The sequence below is a fragment of the Geomonas agri genome (assembly GCF_020179605.1).
Lineage (GTDB): Bacteria > Desulfobacterota > Desulfuromonadia > Geobacterales > Geobacteraceae > Geomonas > Geomonas agri.
In genome coordinates this window covers 486996-504125 of record NZ_JAINZO010000001.1, presented here as the reverse complement: position 1 = coordinate 504125, position 17130 = coordinate 486996, and the positions used below count along the sequence as shown (strand labels likewise).

Annotated in this window: 13 protein-coding genes and 1 riboswitch; of the genes, 3 read left to right on the top strand and 10 right to left on the bottom strand. The window is 55.4% G+C overall.

Annotated features, from left to right (window positions below):
• Positions 1–60: 60 nt before the first annotated feature.
• The 3 genes from K7R21_RS02230 to K7R21_RS02220 form a co-directional block, all read right to left on the bottom strand.
• Positions 61–1164: a GTP pyrophosphokinase gene (locus tag K7R21_RS02230; protein ID WP_224981671.1), complete on the bottom strand. Its 1104-nt coding sequence runs from the start codon at positions 1162–1164 to the stop codon at positions 61–63.
• A gap of 243 nt (positions 1165–1407) precedes the next feature.
• Entirely contained in the window at positions 1408–2061 is a 654-nt protein-coding gene (locus K7R21_RS02225) for a hypothetical protein (protein ID WP_224981670.1), read from the bottom strand.
• 49 nt (positions 2062–2110) lie between these two features.
• Positions 2111–2809 carry an RNA polymerase sigma factor gene (locus K7R21_RS02220; protein ID WP_224981669.1) on the bottom strand — a complete coding sequence of 233 codons (699 nt, stop codon included), beginning with the start codon at positions 2807–2809 and terminating at the stop codon, positions 2111–2113.
• Between the two features lie 301 nt (positions 2810–3110).
• On the opposite strand from K7R21_RS02220, the gene K7R21_RS02215 reads away from it, so the two are divergent.
• Entirely contained in the window at positions 3111–3788 is a 678-nt protein-coding gene (locus tag K7R21_RS02215) for a DUF2845 domain-containing protein (RefSeq protein WP_224981668.1), read from the top strand.
• Between the two features lie 428 nt (positions 3789–4216).
• Here K7R21_RS02215 and K7R21_RS02210 read toward each other — a convergent pair whose 3' ends face one another.
• Both K7R21_RS02210 and K7R21_RS02205 read right to left on the bottom strand, forming a co-directional pair.
• Positions 4217–5989, bottom strand: a complete 1773-nt coding sequence (locus K7R21_RS02210) for an alkaline phosphatase family protein (protein WP_224981667.1) — start codon at positions 5987–5989, stop codon at positions 4217–4219.
• A 280-nt stretch (positions 5990–6269) separates the two neighbouring features.
• Positions 6270–6367: riboswitch (cyclic di-GMP riboswitch) on the bottom strand.
• Between the two features lie 346 nt (positions 6368–6713).
• Positions 6714–8039 carry a glycoside hydrolase family 15 protein gene (locus tag K7R21_RS02205; RefSeq protein WP_224981666.1) on the bottom strand — a complete coding sequence of 442 codons (1326 nt, stop codon included), beginning with the start codon at positions 8037–8039 and terminating at the stop codon, positions 6714–6716.
• A 260-nt stretch (positions 8040–8299) separates the two neighbouring features.
• Here K7R21_RS02205 and K7R21_RS02200 point away from each other — a divergent pair, with 260 nt between their 5' ends.
• Entirely contained in the window at positions 8300–8767 is a 468-nt protein-coding gene (locus tag K7R21_RS02200) for a macro domain-containing protein (protein WP_224981665.1), read from the top strand.
• Positions 8768–8792: 25 nt separating this feature from the next.
• On the opposite strand, the gene K7R21_RS02195 is transcribed toward K7R21_RS02200, so the two are convergent.
• The 5 genes from K7R21_RS02195 to K7R21_RS02175 form a co-directional block, all read right to left on the bottom strand.
• Positions 8793–9011, bottom strand: coding sequence for a VF530 family protein (locus K7R21_RS02195; protein WP_224981664.1), 219 nt, complete (start codon positions 9009–9011; stop codon positions 8793–8795).
• 681 nt (positions 9012–9692) lie between these two features.
• Positions 9693–10124, bottom strand: a complete 432-nt coding sequence (locus K7R21_RS02190; RefSeq protein ID WP_224981663.1) for a hypothetical protein — start codon at positions 10122–10124, stop codon at positions 9693–9695.
• A gap of 285 nt (positions 10125–10409) precedes the next feature.
• Positions 10410–11141: an SDR family oxidoreductase gene (locus K7R21_RS02185; protein ID WP_224981662.1), complete on the bottom strand. Its 732-nt coding sequence runs from the start codon at positions 11139–11141 to the stop codon at positions 10410–10412.
• Positions 11142–11162: 21 nt separating this feature from the next.
• Positions 11163–13112, bottom strand: coding sequence for an FUSC family protein (locus K7R21_RS02180; RefSeq protein ID WP_263630507.1), 1950 nt, complete (start codon positions 13110–13112; stop codon positions 11163–11165).
• A 14-nt stretch (positions 13113–13126) separates the two neighbouring features.
• A complete protein-coding gene (locus K7R21_RS02175; protein ID WP_224981660.1) occupies positions 13127–13591 on the bottom strand; it encodes a MarR family winged helix-turn-helix transcriptional regulator in 465 nt (154 codons plus the stop codon).
• Positions 13592–14009: 418 nt separating this feature from the next.
• On the opposite strand from K7R21_RS02175, the gene K7R21_RS02170 reads away from it, so the two are divergent.
• The gene (locus K7R21_RS02170; RefSeq protein WP_224981659.1) at positions 14010–17081 is read left to right on the top strand and encodes a hybrid sensor histidine kinase/response regulator; all 3072 of its coding nucleotides are present in this window, start codon (positions 14010–14012) and stop codon (positions 17079–17081) included.
• Positions 17082–17130 lie beyond the last annotated feature (49 nt).

Below are 17130 nucleotides of genomic sequence, written 5' to 3'. Positions count from 1 at the left end.
GAATATCTTTCGCCCCTTCTTTCGTTCATAGATCCACCATCCCTATCAACCATGACTAGACTATGACGTCCCCTCTGCAGAAGGGGCGGCTTGGGCTGACCGGTATGTCTTGAGCCAGAGCGAGAAACGCTCGCTGTTTCTCCGGGTCAGAATCCGCTCGAATTTTTCCTGGTCGCAGAGATACAGGCAGTGCCTGATGAGAGTGTAGGCGCTGAAATTCCGGTTCGGGTTTTCAGAGATCACGTGTTCGCTGTACTGCCGGACGACTTTCAGATTCTCGTTGAGGCACCTGTGCAGATCAGCTTTCTGGAAAGCGGGGTCCTGCTCCAGGATGTCCTGGACGAAATCATCCACCTTCTGATCCTCAAAGGAAAAATCCCTGAAGAAGTGCCCTGCTATGGGGACGAAGTTGAAGGCGTTGACGGTTTTGGAGGCGGGGGACGCTGCCTGTCCGGTTATTTCCTGCACGCCGTCTACCGGCTCGCTCATCTGCGTGTCGGTCGCCTGCTGCATCAGGTCCGACGTTGCGTTGCGGATTTCCTTGAATTCGCGGTCTGCCAGTTCGAAGAGGGCCGCGAGGACGTTGATCCTGCGCTTCAGGTCGACCGGGATCGATTTCTTGTACTTGATCTTGTGGTCCAGCCTGCTCCACGCGTCCTGAATCAGTGACCGGATCTGCACCTCGAAGCTGATCTCCAGCGGCGGGAGATGCCTGGCGAGGCAGGGGACCTGCGGGTCCAGGGCCAGGTCCATGTGCAGCCCTTTGTAACCAAAGGAATCCTCAGTGCTCTCCACGGCAGAGGTCTTGTCCGTGACGTTCAGTATCCTGTAGTGCCGTTGCAGCAACTCCGAAACGGCCGGCACTTCATCCTCATAGAGGCAGACGACCCGGACGCCGATCAGGTCCGATATGAAGTCCTTGATCTCGTAAGGTTGCTCGTCCGCCTCGAGTTTGCCCTGGTACTTGCGCTGGAACTTCTTTATGCATTCCTCTTTGTCCTTGACGCGCCCTTCTATCTTGGTGACCTCACCGACATCGCTTTGCCTGATCAGGGTCCTGATTATGCCCAGATGGGCATCCTTGGCGGCCATGAGCTGCTTGTGGTTGCTTTCGTAGTACTTGTTGAAACTTGCTTTTTCCTGTTCAAAATCCAGTGATGCCATGTACTTTTCCTTATATCTCGCTGATGTTGCTCTCTCATTGCAAGCCGGAGCAGCGTAACTTTACTCTGTTATGGCGCGAAATGCGAGAGGTAACGGCCCATGCCCCTGTAGGGGCGAATAATCATTTGCCCTTCTTTCGTCCGCACACGGAAGTTCTCGCCTATAACCAAATGGCCCCGCCCCCCTGTTAACGGGGAGCGGGGCCATTTTGGCTGATGATGAGTGTTTGGAGTTGGCCGAAGCCTAGAACTTCTTCGGGAACTGTTTGACGATGCCAGCTGCGAGAGCATCGGCGATCATGTACATGTGATCTTTCATAGCATCCCAGATCTCGGCCTCGGTAGCATAGTCATTCTTGGCGAAAGCCTCGATCTGTGCGATGTGATGGCCAGCGTGAGCGGAGAGTAACCTCATCAACGTCTCTTTGGGCCAGTTCGGGTTGGCACTACTCAGGAATGTAGCGATCTCGTTGGCATTACCTGTCATCTTGGCAACCGCCGCATCCTTGGCCACCTCGTTGCCTGCATAGGCCGCAGTCATGTACTCTTTAACCGCCCCGTAATGTCCCGCCAGAAGCCCGAACAGCTTGTCCGCGGCCGGCTTGCCATACACCGGAGCGACGGAGTCGGCGATAGCGCGCGCGTTCTTCACCACGTTTTGTTCGGCAACTTGTGCCGCTTTCACATCGCCGGCTTTGGTCGCCAGCGCAACGTTCCGGACCCAGAAGACGTGACCGATCCAGAGATCGCGCTGCGCCTGCCGCAGTTCGACGGCCTTCGCTGTTTCTTTCATGTCGGTGGAGTTGCAGTGAGCATATGAGGGTGAACCAGTCAGAGCTACCATTGCCGAGACTGCGATCATTGTCTTGAATATATTTTGGAAGATTTTGCCTAACATTGCCGTCTCCTTTTTCCCGATGCAACCGGAGCATGGCTTGTATGCGCCCTCAGCTCCGGTTGCGGTTCGCCAGCCTCAGGAAGACACCCGAGACTATACGGTCGCAGCGGATCCCGTCGAATGAATATACTCCGCCTGCGTGGGAGTCGACGAGGTCTGCCAGCTGTTGTTGTAGTAATTTTCTCGCCCGGTGATACCTTGTCTTCACCGTCGCCGGTTCTATGTCCAGGCACTCCGCGGTATGCTCCACCGACATCTCCTCTACACCGCGGAAGATAAATACCATGCGATATGCATCGGGGAGGCTCCCGATCGCGGTTTCAAGAAGTCGATGCAACTCCTTCCGCGCAACGTCCTGCTCGGGGGTCGGCAAGCCCGTGATCAGATCAGCCATATGGTTCGCCTCCTCTGTGTGCAAAGGATCGTCGAAAGAGATACTATTCTTCGTGCCCTTGGCACTGCGCAGATGCTTCAGGGCCTCATTCAGAGTGATCTTTGCAAGCCAGACGAACAAAGGCCCCTTTGCCTGGAACTGACCAAGGTTTTCGTAGGCATGGATGTAGGCATCCTGCACCACATCTTCCGCATCCATATCATTTTGCACCACCCCTCGGGCGATGCGGTACAGACGCTGATTGTACCTGCGCATGATCAGTTCCAGGGCATTCAAATCCCCGTCCAGGACCTGTTTCACGATATCCATATCCGCCGCTGCGGTGTAGTTGTCTGACTTCTCCTGTCGGGTCATCTCTGTTCCTCCATCATCCCTTTCACTATGTTAGATGCAGCATCATCCAAAAAGGTTCCCACTTTTTTTCACATCGCGCATTTTCCAGCCTCCCCCATGTTGCAGGCGGCATCTCCCGCAGGAGAAGCGTCAGCCGGTACGCTCCACTAACAGTCATTCAAGTTTGACTTGCCTCAGAAGACATCATATAGTGCCGTTTACTTAATAAGCTCTTACCCACCACAGCAATCCTGCACCACCATAGCCTGTGAGTTTCACCCGCGGCCTCTATACAAGGATAGATTGGACCGGAGAATCGTCTATGACACAGAAAAGAAAATCCCAGGAAATGCGAAATGCAGCCGGTATCTGGGTGTCTGTGTTAGTACTACTTTTCGCTATACAACTCGTGAAAACAGATCTGACTTCCTTTATTTTCGGCGCTGCGAAAGAACCGGTCGTGCCCACGCAGCAGATTCCGCCGATGCCTTCACAGCCAACAGTGATACCCGCCCCGCAGCCTCAGGCGCAAAAACCTGAATCAGAGTACGAACACTACACCGACAAAAACGGGAATGAGGTAGTTATCGTTCCGGCAAGATACGAAGCACCCCGTGCTGAAACGGCACCTATTCGGGCTTCATACCAGCAAGGTTTGCAGCAGGGTTCACCGTTGCCCTATGACCAGGCGTCTCCGACACCGGTTGCGTCACAACAGGCCGCCCCACCGCGAAATATTGCCTTGGTTGCTATGAATGCAGCCAATGGCAACACCCGGATGAACGTGTTTGAATCGTGCCGGTGCAGTAACGGTATAGCGACGAAAGGCGACACAATGGGAGAGGTGTTAGAGAAATGCGCACAACCGGTAATGCGATCAGGTGGCAGGGACTGCTCACAAATCTGGTTGTACAACTTTGGTCCCAATGAGTTCATGCAAGGTGTATGTTTTAAGGGGGGGCGTGTGAGTAAAGTCCTCAGTCTCGATTATGGCTACTGATGGCCAAGATTTGGTAGAGGACTCACCAGGAGGCTGGAAAGGTTCCAGTCATCTCAAGTTCCGCGGTACGGAGAGAGATTGCAACATTGCAAGCCTGACCCCAGATTCCACAATAAAAATGAGCCACTTACGTTAGCTCGCAAGTGGCTTTTTTGTTTTAGCTGCACCGTGGTACCTTCGTGTTTTTTTGCTTCTTTATACTCTCATTTCGGGGTTTACAAGATGGATCAGTTCCGTAACTAAAGCAATAATAGGCCGGGCCGTTAGGCCATGAACGATAATTTATCCAGGATGCCTAAATAAAAAACCAGTTTTTGCTTCATTTTATTCCCTTTTCTGATACGTACTCCACGAATTAGCACCCCTACCATAAAGCCGGCAATTTCTGGTTTTGCCACTGCGGCACGCCTGCCCTCTTGACCGGAGCTTCATTTGACTGTAAGCGAAAACGATCTGGTCACCGTGTTTTTTTGAGCATCTGTAACCTTAATTGTGAATGTTGAGACCCCTGCTTTGCTCGCCTTACCATTAATGACACCTGTAGTGCTATTCAGGGAAAGTCCCGGCGGTAGCTTGCCGGAAGCGATAGACCAAACATAGGGAGTTGTTCCCCCAGAGGCAATCAGTTGCACTGAATACGCAACTTTCTTGGTCGCATTCGGAAGAGATGATCCAGTAGTTATCTGTAGCGGCGTAGCAATAACAGATAAACTTAAGGATTTCTCAGCAATAGAGCCTGCTGCATCGGTAACCCTTGCTGTAAAACCTGAGGTACCTCCCACCGTTGGCGTTCCACTTATAACACCTGATTGCATACTCAGTCCCGGTGGAAGGCTGCCGCTTACCAGTGACCAGATGTACGGAATTTCGCCTCCTGTGGCCTCCAGATTTCGACTGTAGTACACACCGACTGTTCCGGAAGGAAGGGGGCTGATGGTGGTAATTACTGGTAAAGAAAGGATACTCGCGCTACAGGACACCCCCACCCCACCGTCAGTGCACGTCCATGCCCAGGGACCGGAACCGCCGACAGCAGATGAAATGCCGGCATTGCACAGGTTGACCGGCTCTGCAGTCAGTATTCTGCCATTATCACTGCCGCATTCGCCAGTTGCATTAGGTGAAGTAATTGCCAGGTTTTGTAACGCATTTATTGTTGAGTCGGGAACTATGCCCAGTTCAAGGATGTTCAAAGCCAGATTGGCCAGTTCCCCATTACGGATTGGCTGAACTGAAATAGTATAAGCTGGACGGGTTGTTCCCGGGTCGGCTCGCGTGGATTGATTGAGGGTATAGAGATCTGTCCCGGCCTGGGCATCTGGCCCCCAAACATAAAATGGTATGGTGTAGTTAAGCCGATCCGTAATATCAGCATGATTTGTTCCATTACCACCATGATCAGCCGTGAGAATGATGTCGGTTTTCCCTTGAAGAGCGGGGGTACCGGTAACCAGATCGAAAATATGTCCAAGGTAACTGTCTACTGCAATAAGGGCATTATTGTAGGCAGTGCTCCCCCATCCGTACGTATGTCCGGCAGTATCACCATCCGTGAAGTGGAGTAATACGTAGTTGAAAGGAGTAGCCTTCATCGTGTTTACAAGACTGGTACTGATGGCAGATGAACTTGAATTATAGACATAGGAATCGATCTTGTTCAAGCCATTGTCAGAGCCGATGTTATCAACAGCACCGTTACCGTTATTGTATGAATGGTCGAACAGTGAAAATTTTGTTTTGGTTACATACAGGGCAGTTCGCAGCCCATTATCGTGTACTACGTCGAAAACACCATATACATACGTTCCCTTATTATTCTGAATTGAGTAGGTAGCAGCGACCGGGTCACTGGATGGGTCAGAGTTACTCGTCCACATATGGCCATTGCCTGCGACACCATAGACGCCACGCCCGGTAACCATAGAGACATGATTTGGGAGTGTGACCGTGATATCATAGTCATTGCGAGCATTGTTAGTCCAGGCACCCTGGGTTTGGAACCGCTTGAAATTCGGTAGCAACCCCTGATTTATGAGGTTTTGAATGTAGCTCGCTCCCCCACCATCGACACTGATCCCGATGACGTACTGTGCCTGTCCAGCCGCCGCCGGTCCCAATAAGACTCCATTAAGCAGGATGCTTCCTGCCAAAAGCAGGGTTGTCCGAATGAATGATTTCAACAATGAGGTTAAGGATGGCATTATTGACCTTCTTTCTCGATTGACATATCGGTCTGCTTTGAATTTTGACGCAGTATTCACTAACTTGATAAAAGAGGTGCATCATTTGTATTCGCATTGCTCCTGCTGGTTATCCTGTTCTTGAAATCTCCAGCAGTCTGCTTAAGCGGGATGCACTAGAATTCATAATATCTCCTGGTGGGTGTTTTAATGGCCATTAATGTCCGCCAAAATTGTCGCCCTCACCGCTATGAAACACAAAAAGCCGGGCTACCTGATTGCTACCCATGCGGCGGGTGCATCCGACAGCTCGGCCAACTCTTGCATCACGAAGTGTGCAGCAGTTTAAGTTCCGTAGCTTTCCGTCCCCAGGTTTTCCTGAGTTTGGCCAATAATGGTTTTATTATTGCGTGGCTTAAATCAATGTCAAGTCAGCGAGATCGTCATAGGTTACTTCCCAGCTCTGGGGGCAGGCATGAAAGGCTGTGAGAGACATGGCACGGGGGGACGTCGCTGAGTTTTTGAGATTCGGAATTCTCGGCACCAGGTCCTGAAATGTAAGCCCTCGATGTCAGAAAGACTAATTTTTCAAGACCTGGCACCGCCACGGCACTGGTGGCCGAGATTCGCTTGGCAGGTAAAGGCAAGACGGAGTTGGACATCTACCGCGCCAGACGCGGCAGGATTGCCGATCCGCTCAAGCAATGGGCCGAAGGCGACAAGTGCTCCTGCCCTCAATCGAGGCTTACAGTGCGCTGCGCAACCGGTACGCCATCAGGTAAGTGGCATAACTCCAGGTCAGATCCTTAACGCTTTTCAGATATCCTGAGTTACGGTCATACTGCTCACTCATACGGCAGTGATCCCAGTGCCGCTGCGTGGTCTGGATGTGCCGGTCTCCCAGAGCGATGATGTCTTCCGCCGTTGCGATTGTGATGTTGTAGAGGCCATGGAAGCTTTTCGCAACTCGTTTGACGACCTGCGGATCGCTCTTTGCGGCCAACGCCATCTTGTAGAAGAAGGAGGCAAGGGCGTTGCCGCTGATGAACCAGGGATGGCCAATATTGTAGCCGTCGCTCATATCACCGTCGTAGTTGTCAAAGGGGTAACGCCCCATGTTGGGACCAAGACCGAGTAAAAGGTCGTCCCGGTTCACCGGGTACTCGGTCATGAAGCATCTCACCAGTTCGGCCACCGTTGTCACCGATTTCGCAGCAGTGATGCTGAAATCCTGGCTCCTGTTGATCTCACCATGTAGCAGTGCGAAAAGAACGTCTATGTTCTTGTCGTTCCCACGCTGGTTCTGTGAGTCTGCCGCAATGTTGGACTTGTAGTAGTCTCGCCCCTCGATATGCTTCGCCATCATCCCTTCTAGTTCCGTGATCTGTTCCTTGACCACCGCTGCGCTGACATTGCTGGTGAATACCCCATTATTTTCACACTCGAAAAAGGCCTTGCGGATTATCTTTTTGGTGAAAAAGTGGTCCCCGTACACCTCCTCCCATATGTTGAAGCCGAAGTCTTTGTATTTTGCGGAGATGTAGTCCAGGTCTCTCTTCACGTTCTCCAGCGCCTTGTCCTTATAACCTCCATCAAGGATCTCCGAAATGGCTTTCAGGTGCGACACGATCCTTAGGGCAGGACCGTCGTTTTGCACCGTCCAGTTCTTGGAAGGTGTGCCGTCGAGGTTCCACCTAGCGTACCCGAGCGAGACCTGGTCAGAGTTTTGCTGCACGATCGCCACAAAGTCGACGTAATGCTCAAGCACCTTTTTTAGTCGCGGCTTCCACTCTGAAAAAGATGGGTTCCCTGCAATTTCCACAAGTTCGAAGACGGTGAGCGCGGAGTCACGGACCCAGTCATAGACGTAGTTTTGATCGGTCTCAGGATCGGCAGGCATCGAGGGAGAGGCGATAATCGCCCCGGGGATGGAAGAAATGCCGGCGATGCCGTGGTCATCGCGCATCACATTGCTGTAGATGTTGTTGAGGATGGCTGAAATGTCCTCCCATGGGAAGACGTCCTTGAGATTCTTGGGATGGAGATAGCGGTAGTTCGCTGATGCTGGCATGGCGTTCCCTCCTCCAATGAAATGGCACAATCGCCCTATTGAATCACTTCTTCTTGCGTTCGCAAGCGTGGTTGCTCACTACTCACAGCTTCAGGGCCAACCTCCGTCGAAAACCGCCGTGGCTCACGCAAACACAGTCGTTTTTGATATTCGTCCAAGCAAAGTCATGGCCTACATGGTATTAATTGAGCATGGACTATCGGGGGACGTTGCTAATATTTTGAGACGTGAACTGCCAAAGCAAGTAACGGTAAACAGTTATGAGAGAGATCGAAGGCGACATCTGGAACTACTTCGGAAAGGGAGTCATTGCCATTACTACCAATGGGCATGTGACTCGAAACGGGACCGGGGTTGTCGGCAACGGCGTTGCGAGGCAGGCGCTGGAGCGGTTTCCTGACCTGCAACTAAGACTTGGGGAGATACTCCGAACCTCGGGCAATCATGTTGCCTCGCTCGGCGATAATCTCGTCAGCTTTCCCGTGGAGGATTCCCCCTGGGCGTTGCCAGATTTGCGCCTTATACGTCGATCGGCGGAGGAGTTGCGCAGGCTGGCTGACCATGAAGGGTGGCAACTGATTATCGTACCCCGCCCTGGATGCGGTGGAGGAGGGCTTTCGTGGCGAGAAGTTCGGCCGCTTCTTACTGATCTGTTTGATGACCGATTTCTTGTCATAACAGAAAAAGCAATCACAACAACGGTGGAGACGGACTCCGCGAATCTATAAGAGCTACCAAAGGCGTTGTTACCCGCTACATCTTCAACCTCAGGTACATCTCCTCGACCTTGTCCCTGGCCCAGGGGGTCCTTCTTAGGAACTTGAGGCTGGAGGAAATGCTGGGGGTGTGGGTAAAACAGCGGATGTCGATCCGCCTTCCCAGTTCCTCCCAGCCGAGTTGCTCCACCAATTCGGTGAGAATCATCTTCAAAGTGACGCCGTGGAGCGGGTCGGTCGGCGATTGAGTGGTCATGGTTTCATCCTGATGATTGTTAGGTACAACTCCGAGAAAGGGGCGTGCTGTTGATATGGCTGATTTGCTGAAAGAAGTCAACGGAATGTGCGAGGAGAGCGGTAGCCTCGGGAGTGGATCGCTGTGGGGTAGAGAAGAAAAGGTACATCGCTTTCGAGAAGTTCTAAATCTCAATTTACAACTTGTACATCGTTATTGATAACTTCTGAATAGCGGGTGAAACGACGTACATCGCGCCTCACAACTTATCAAGGGCAGTTCATAACTTATATCCCCCGCTGGACAACTTATAAACCACGATGCACAACTTATACATCCCGATCGGGAACCCTGATTCACGGTGGATAAGTTATGCATGGCGGTTTAGAAAATATCCATCGTGATTTACAAATCAGGAATTGCGGTTCAGAACTTCCCAAGAGCTGCTTACACGTCATATCTCGCGGATGATAACTTATACACAGCTATTCAGAACTTATCATGCGTGATTTACAAGTTGTGCATCGTGATGGAGAAGATATCAGAGGCAGGAAAGAGGGCTTAGGCGTAGGTGACAGTCAGCGGTGGTCCGGTATAAAGGAAGAGGAAAGGCGTGAGAGGTAAAAGCCCGGGGTGCTCGCCGCACCCCGGAGGTGTTTTTAGCCAAGGGCATGTCCCCTTGAGCTAGCAATCGGGAGCGGATCAGGTCGGTGTACCGCCCTCTCCATCTTCCGTTTCGGTATGTGCTGCACTGTGAGCTGCGCTTGCGGCCTTGGCCCTTGCGTGGCCCCTCCTGTCTTTGTGGAGGGTAAATCTCGAGGCGAGAAGGATCTCGGGATTGCGCACAGCGGCCAATTCCAGGATCGAGGCGATCTCGTCCAGGTTGATCACCAGTTGCGCCTGCAACAGCTCGCGTTCCGCAATTACCAGTTTGCTCCCGTGCATCGACTCGTGATAGATCGCATCGTGCTTGGCCGTTGCGGCAAGATAAGGATCCAACACAGTCGGATGCGCAGCCCAAAACGAATCCGGGAACCTTGTCTTGTCAGCCAGAGCGGTCGCCACACCCTGGTTGAAGTCGTGAAACATCGTTGGCGCCATATGATGATAATCTCGAACAATTCTGGAGCTCACGTCGCACCTCCTTTTCTTCGCCGTAGCGAGAGGGGTTGAAATTACCTTAATTAATTTTAATGCAATTTCCAACCCCATCAGATTACAACGTAGAGGAAGTAAAGCAAGCGCCCAATGCCGAGATAAATATTCCAACCCATCCCCGGCGCACCAGTCGTGGTAAAGTTCGCGATCTTGGACGTCCAACCCTACCTCAGTCCGGTCTTTCTCAGAAGTGCTCAGATTGTCTCCGTGGCTAACGGTTTTCCGATGTTTCGGCCTCCGACTCGAGGCTTACCGGGACATCTACGGTACTATCGCGCTGAACTGCTGTTCAACCTCCTTCGGTGCATTAAGAAGTCCGCGAGAAACGTCTTGGGACATCGCGTCCGGGAAGATGTACTCCTCGTTCTTGACGATACCGTCGAGGATCATCTTGGCAACTTGCTCCGGGGTGGCTTTGTCCATTTCCTGTCCGGCCGTCATCCTGGTATCAACCGGGCCGGGATACACTCCGTACACCTTGACGCCCCGCGACGCCAGTTCGGCGCGCACTCCCTGCAGCAGGGAATGGCCGGCGGCCTTGGAGGCCGAATAGGTGCCGTTAACGGGGAGGTTCACGAGACCCAGAATGGAACAGACATTCGCTATCGCCCCAGAGCGGGCGGCCAGTACCGGCGCAAAGGCCCGGCACATGGAGAGGGTGCCGAGATAGTTCACCTTTATTTCCTGGCGCGCGCTTTCAAGGCCGTCCGGGTCGAGCAGGCTCTTGCAATGGTTAACGCCGGCGTTGTTGATCAGCAGATCAACATCCGGGCATTGCGCCGCAGCCGTGGCAACGCTCGTCTCGTGGGTCACATCGATCCTGAGCGCGACGACACGGCCGGGCTCGAATTTAGCCATTTCCGCCACGGCCTGGATATTGCGCGCGGCCGCATATACCTTGGCAGCTCCACGCTCCAGTAACTCCTTCACCAGCGCCCAGCCGATGCCCCCGTTGGCACCAGTAACCAATACCACCTTGCCTGACACGTCCATCTTTCATTCTCCTCTTCTGTATTACTGCTTTTCCGCCACCAACAGCAGTGGCTGCAACAGGCGCACGTGGCCGGGACGACCGGCCGACCTTGAAGTCTCACTCCCCACCCCCTGCAAGACGGCACCTTCTTCCAAAACGGCATAAAGGGCTCGCGCGGCACGACGTAACAGTTCTCCTGCGTTGTCCGGCTGCGGTGCGAGGACTGCTATCGCCATCAGCGCCTCCCTCATGATCCGCTCCGAACCAGGGGTGACGTCGTCGGCCTCCAGCTTTTGTCTCAGCGACTTGATAGTTGCCGCGATGCCCAGCGCGGTCACCCCACCTTCAACCGTCCTCAAATGCTCTCGGTCGTGCCGCGCGGCCATGTCGACTAGCCGGATTACCCTGTGGTGCAGCCTCTCCTGTGCGCGGGCTGTCACCTGCGGTGAACCGTCCTTCGCCATGCGCACCAGGTCACGGGACACAGCCGCGAGAATCGACCGCATCCGCCGGCTTGGGTTGATGGGTACCAGCACGGTATAGGAGAGCCATGCAGTTCCGACACCGGCCACCATGGCTACGGCACCGATGGCAAGATCGACGTTGGCGATGTTCACCGCCACTCCGGGCTGGACCACGAAGATGAAGAAAAGTGTCGCATCGGTCGCGGCTAGCACCGTAGCCGGATACTGGATGGCGACGAGCCCGAGCAGCACGAACGGCGCAATGATGGCAACGGTAAGGTATGGGTCGCTTACGCTGGAGAGCAGGAATATCCTGCAGAAAACCGCAGCAGCGGAGCCTATCGCCGCGCCGACGAAGATGTTCCCGACAAAATGGGCAGGATGGTCCTTGTTGGAAAAGATGGTGGTCATGATGGAAAGGGCCATCAGCATGAGCGGCCCCTTGCTCCAGCCGGTAACGCTCCAGGTGAAGCCGACTGCTGCGATGACAAGCCCGGAGCGAAAGGCCGCCCGACCGGCTTCAACCCAATCCCGGTGCCGGATGAGCTGGTGTGGCGGTTTTTGTGCCGCATCCTCGGCAACGGCCGCGAATCCCGAGAGCACCTCTGTCACCGAAACCACCAGGCTACCAAGGGTCTCGCCCAGAAGCGGCAAGTGGGCACGCGCTTCGGAGGCCACAGCCGCAAGCTCGGAGCAACTTTCAGCCCCAGGGGCGGAGGCAAACGTCGAGGCGACGTCGACCAGGCGCTGTGACATCAGTTCCCGCCATTGCCCGTGACTGCCGTCGCCATCGTTATGACGATCGAGATGTTCAGCGGCCAGACGCCCCACCGACAGCAGGGAAAGCAGTGCGGCCATCAGGCTTTTTACGTGCCGCCGTCGTTTTCTGAAGCCGGGAGATGCCGCCCCAGCGGTGTCAACAAGCAACTCCAGATCCGCCAACTCCATGAGCATCGCCTGCTCAAGCCTCGCTACGCTGGCGGTGCGCCCCTCGCGGATCAGCGCGGACAACCACAGCATTGCGTCGCTGATCACCTCCTGAAGACGCCGCTCCAACTCCTCGCGCGGCGCACGCGGCGTGAAGATGGCGGTGACCGCGGTGGTGACGATGATACCCACGACGATGCAGGCGATCCGGCCGAAGGCGATCCCGGAGACGTGGGAGGGGTTCATGAAGCCGCTCATGGCGATGACGGCGCAGGTGCATCCCGCCATGAGAAAGGCGTAGGAGCGCAGGCCGTGGAAGAGATTGCCGATGCCGACGCACCCGGCAATCCAGACGACCAGTGCAGACGTGAGCAAGAACGGTGACGTGGTGTACTGGAGAAGCAGCAAGGCGGCCAGGGAGCCGAAGACGGTGCCGACCAGGCGATAGAAGCTTTTCTCGAACAGGAGACCGCGAGTCGGTTGAATGACGATCAGGGCGGTCATCGCGGCCCAGTAGGGGTTCTGGATACCCAGGAACTCGGCGACAACGAGTGCGGTCAGTACGGCCAGCGTGCCACGCAGGGCAAGGACAAGCTTCAATCGGTGAGACGGGTTCACCCTTTTATTCTCGCGCGGGTTTCCTGCAGCTTCATCTCCAGTCGCTCGACGAAACCTGTCATCTGGTCGATCTCCAGTGTGCTGAATTCACTGAGGAGGTCGTGCTCGAGCGTAGCGACCTTGCCGGTAATCTGCACCACCATGGCGCGCCCCTCGGAAGAGAGCGCCAGCAGTTTGGCGCGCCGGTCGCTGGCATCCTCGTTGCGCTCGATGAGCCCCTTCACGATCAGCTGGTCGAGGATCCGTGTCAGCGTGGGACCTTCTATGCCAAGCGAGGCAGCAAGGTCTTTTTGCCTGATGCCGTCACCCAAGTGGTGCAGGTGCAGCAACGGGCGCCATGCGGCGTCGGTGACTCCCAGGGACTGGAATGCCGCGTCAAGCACCTGGCGCCACCGCCTGGTCAGAAAGGCCAGACGATACAGGAGGTTTTCTTTATCTACTTTCGTGGTCTCAATGGTCATGCAAAATAGATAGCATACTATCTATTTTGTTGCTATCTATTTTTCGAGAGGTGGTTTGAGCCACAGGGGGGACAGACTTCAGGAAGGCGGTGACTAACCGGGCAAGAGACGTCCCCGCAGACACCTGGAAGGACGGAGAAAGAGCCGGGAGGTTGGTAGTACTTGAGCAGCCGCGGTTAAGTATAAACCAATTTTTTCAGCCTTTCGGCTATCCGTTAATAACGCGCCTCGTTATTAACGGATAACTGCTTATGTGGTAATAAGGCAGAAACGATTGGCGGGAGAAAAGGATCGACCGGTTTTCCCTCGAACCACCTACGAAATGGCGCACTTGGATTCCCGCGAAATTTTATGTACAATGCGCCGGCCTGAGAAGACTCCAGGTTCCCGACTCCAGAGCAGCCATGCAGGGGGATCGATGAAACTCTTCCGACAAATCACAATCGCCCTCGCACTGGCATCGGTGATCTGCGTCCTCACCTACACCGCGGTTTCCAGGTTCGTGGTGCATAAGGCTGAGGAGAACCTCCGCAGCATCATGCTCTCCCACCGCGGCTTCCATGCCTACATCCAGCGCGTCATGCACCCGACCTACTACCAGGCACGCGACAAGGGGATGATCGACCAGGATTTTTACGCCCCCGAGATCCTATCCTCCTCGTTCATCACGCGCGTCATGCACGACTTTTTCAACGAGGCGCGGGTCAAGGATGGACTCCCGCCGGTCTACTACAAACTCGCTTCCGATAACCCGCGCAACCCCGTGAACCGGGCCGATGAGCAGGAAGCGGCCTTGATCAAGCTGTTCAACTCCAACCGCAGCCTCAAAGAATACAGCAAGGTGGTCTCCATCAACGGCCACCGGCAGCTTATCTACGCCAAGCCCTTCCTGGAGACCAACAACGCCTGCCTGCGCTGTCACGGCAAACGGGAAGATGCCCCAAGCGGTCTGCAGGCGCTCTACCCGGGTGAAGGCGGCTTCAACGAAAAGGCCGGCATCATCCGCGCCATCGAATCGATACGCATTCCAATCGATGACGATCTTTTGGCCGCCCTGGTCGCCACCACATTCTCCTTGTCTTTGGTGGTCATCCTCTCCCTGCTCTACCTGTTCAACCTGAACCTGCGTCAGAAGGTCCAGGCGGGAACCAAGGCGCTACAGGATGAGGTCGATGAGCGCAAGGCTGTCCAGGAGGCGCTGGCGGCCAGCGAGGAGAACTACCGCCAGTTCGCAGCCCTCACCTCTGACTACGTGCACCGCTGCTCGCGCAGACCCGGCGCTCCCTACCGCATCCAGTGGATCGGCGGAGCACTCGGCACCATATCCGGCTACAGCATCGAAGAGATGTGCCAGCTTGGCTGTTGGATGCCAATGGTTCACCCCGAGGACCGGGAGTCTACCTCGGCGGCACTGGAGAGCATGCGTCCCGGGGAGACCAGGGAAATCACCTTCCGGATCATCGCCAAAGACCAGAGCGTACGCTGGATATGCGACTCCTGCCGCTGCGAACAGGGAAGCACCGATGACGAGCTGATCCTTTACGGGGCGGCCTCGGACGTCACCGAGCGGGTAGTGGCCGAGGAGATGCTGCAGTTCACCCGGGTCACGGTAAACGCCGTATCCGACTCCATATTCTGGGCCGCGCCGGACGGACGCCTGGTCGACGTCAACGAAGCGGCCTGCCGCAAGCTGGGCTACAGCAGGGACGAACTGCTCGGCATGACTATCCCTGATATCGACCCCGGTGAAAACGCGGGAAAACTGCAACAGCAGTTCCAGGTACTGCGCGAGGTAGGCACGGCATGCTTCGAATCAAAGCACCGCGCCAGGGACGGGCGGCTTATTCCGGTGGAGGTGAGCGCGAACTACGTGCGGCACGGCAATGTCGAGCGCAACTGCGGCATCGCGCGCGACATCTCGGAGCGCAAGGAGATGGAAGAGGCGCTGCGCCAAAGCGAGGAGAACTTCCGCAGCATCGTCGAGTCCTCCCCGCTCGCCATGCACTTCTACCGCCTGGAGGCGTCAGGTGAACTGGTATTCACCGGCGGCAACCCGAGTGCCGACCGGATGTTCGGGATCTCGCACAAAGAACTGGTGGGCAAGTCGCTCGAGGAGGCGTTCCCGGTTCTCGCGGACACCGACCTGCCGGAACTCTGCCGCAAGGTGGCCACGGGCGAACTGGGGCAGCAGTCGTTCGAAAGGAGCTTCGATGACGGCTTCATCCGCGGCAGCTTCAGCGTGCAGATGTACCGCAGCGGCACCAGCATGCTGGTCGTGGACTTCATGGATATCACGGAGCGCAAGCGCAGCGAAGATGAGCGCCTGAACCTGGAAAAACAGCTTTTGCATGCCCAGAAGCTGGAGAGCCTCGGCGTTCTTGCCGGCGGGATAGCCCACGATTTCAACAACCTCCTGACCTCCATCGTGGGGCATACCGACCTTGCCCTGCTGCGACTAAACCGCGAGTCGCCGGTACGCGACAACCTGCACCAGGTGGAACTGGCAGCGACCCGAGCCGCCGACCTTGCCAAGCAGATGCTTGCCTATTCGGGCAAGGGGAAATTCCTCGTGGAACCGATCGACCTGAACCGCCTGGTCCAAGAGATGACCAAGATGCTGGAAATCTCCATCTCGAAGCACTGTGTGCTGCGCTTTAATCTCGCGACAGCACTGCCCATGGTGGATGCCGACGCGACCCAACTGCGGCAGATCATCATGAACCTCGTCATCAACGCCTCCGAGGCAGTAGGGGAAAAAAGCGGCGTCATTGCAGTCAGTACCGGATGCATGCAGTGCGACCGGAGGTACCTGAACAGCTTCTGGCTCAACGAGCAGCTCCCGGAGGGGCTCTACGTCTGGGTCGAGATCGCCGACACGGGCTGCGGCATGGACAAGGAGACCGTCGCCAAGATCTTCGATCCGTTCTTCACCACCAAGTTCACCGGGCGGGGGCTGGGCATGGCGGCGGTTCTCGGCATCGTGCGGGGCCACAAGGGCGCCATCAGGGTCTACAGCGAACTGGGACAGGGCACAACCTTCAAAGTGCTCCTCCCGGCAGGGGAAAGGGTGAAGGAGTTCCTCACTTCCGGCTGCACGCAGGAAGACGACTGGAAGGGAGTCGGAACCGTGCTCCTGGTGGACGACGAGGAGACGGTGATCGGGATCGGGAGCGAGATGTTGAAGGAACTGGGCTTCGAGGTCCTCACGGCGCTGGACGGAAGGGAGGCCGTCGAGGTCTTCAAAGAAAAGCGGGAACGGATTTCAGCAGTGCTGCTCGACCTTACCATGCCGCACCTGGACGGGGAACAGACTTTCCGGGAACTGCGCCTGATCGACCCCGAGGTGAAGGTGATCATGTCCAGCGGCTACAACGAGCAGGAAGTAACGCAACGGTTCGCCGGCAAGGGGCTGGCCGGATTCATTCAGAAGCCGTACAAGTTTTCCACCCTGAAAAATGTGATTAGTACTTTGCTCCCGTCACAGCGTTAGTGTAGCATGCACGTGCTTGACCTGGACCGACAGTAACCAATCCGACTGC

Excerpts from the sequence above, each read along its gene's own strand:
- K7R21_RS02230 (WP_224981671.1), bottom strand. The coding sequence starts at position 1,164 with ATGGCATCACTGGATTTTGAACAGGAAAAAGCAAGTTTCAACAAGTAC.
- K7R21_RS02225 (WP_224981670.1), bottom strand. The coding sequence starts at position 2,061 with ATGTTAGGCAAAATCTTCCAAAATATATTCAAGACAATGATCGCAGTC.
- K7R21_RS02220 (WP_224981669.1), bottom strand. The coding sequence starts at position 2,809 with ATGACCCGACAGGAGAAGTCAGACAACTACACCGCAGCGGCGGATATG.
- K7R21_RS02215 (WP_224981668.1), top strand. The coding sequence starts at position 3,111 with ATGACACAGAAAAGAAAATCCCAGGAAATGCGAAATGCAGCCGGTATC.
- K7R21_RS02210 (WP_224981667.1), bottom strand. The coding sequence starts at position 5,989 with ATGCCATCCTTAACCTCATTGTTGAAATCATTCATTCGGACAACCCTG.
- K7R21_RS02205 (WP_224981666.1), bottom strand. The coding sequence starts at position 8,039 with ATGCCAGCATCAGCGAACTACCGCTATCTCCATCCCAAGAATCTCAAG.
- K7R21_RS02200 (WP_224981665.1), top strand. The coding sequence starts at position 8,300 with ATGAGAGAGATCGAAGGCGACATCTGGAACTACTTCGGAAAGGGAGTC.
- K7R21_RS02195 (WP_224981664.1), bottom strand. The coding sequence starts at position 9,011 with ATGACCACTCAATCGCCGACCGACCCGCTCCACGGCGTCACTTTGAAG.
- K7R21_RS02185 (WP_224981662.1), bottom strand. The coding sequence starts at position 11,141 with ATGGACGTGTCAGGCAAGGTGGTATTGGTTACTGGTGCCAACGGGGGC.
- K7R21_RS02175 (WP_224981660.1), bottom strand. The coding sequence starts at position 13,591 with ATGACCATTGAGACCACGAAAGTAGATAAAGAAAACCTCCTGTATCGT.
- K7R21_RS02170 (WP_224981659.1), top strand. The coding sequence starts at position 14,010 with ATGAAACTCTTCCGACAAATCACAATCGCCCTCGCACTGGCATCGGTG.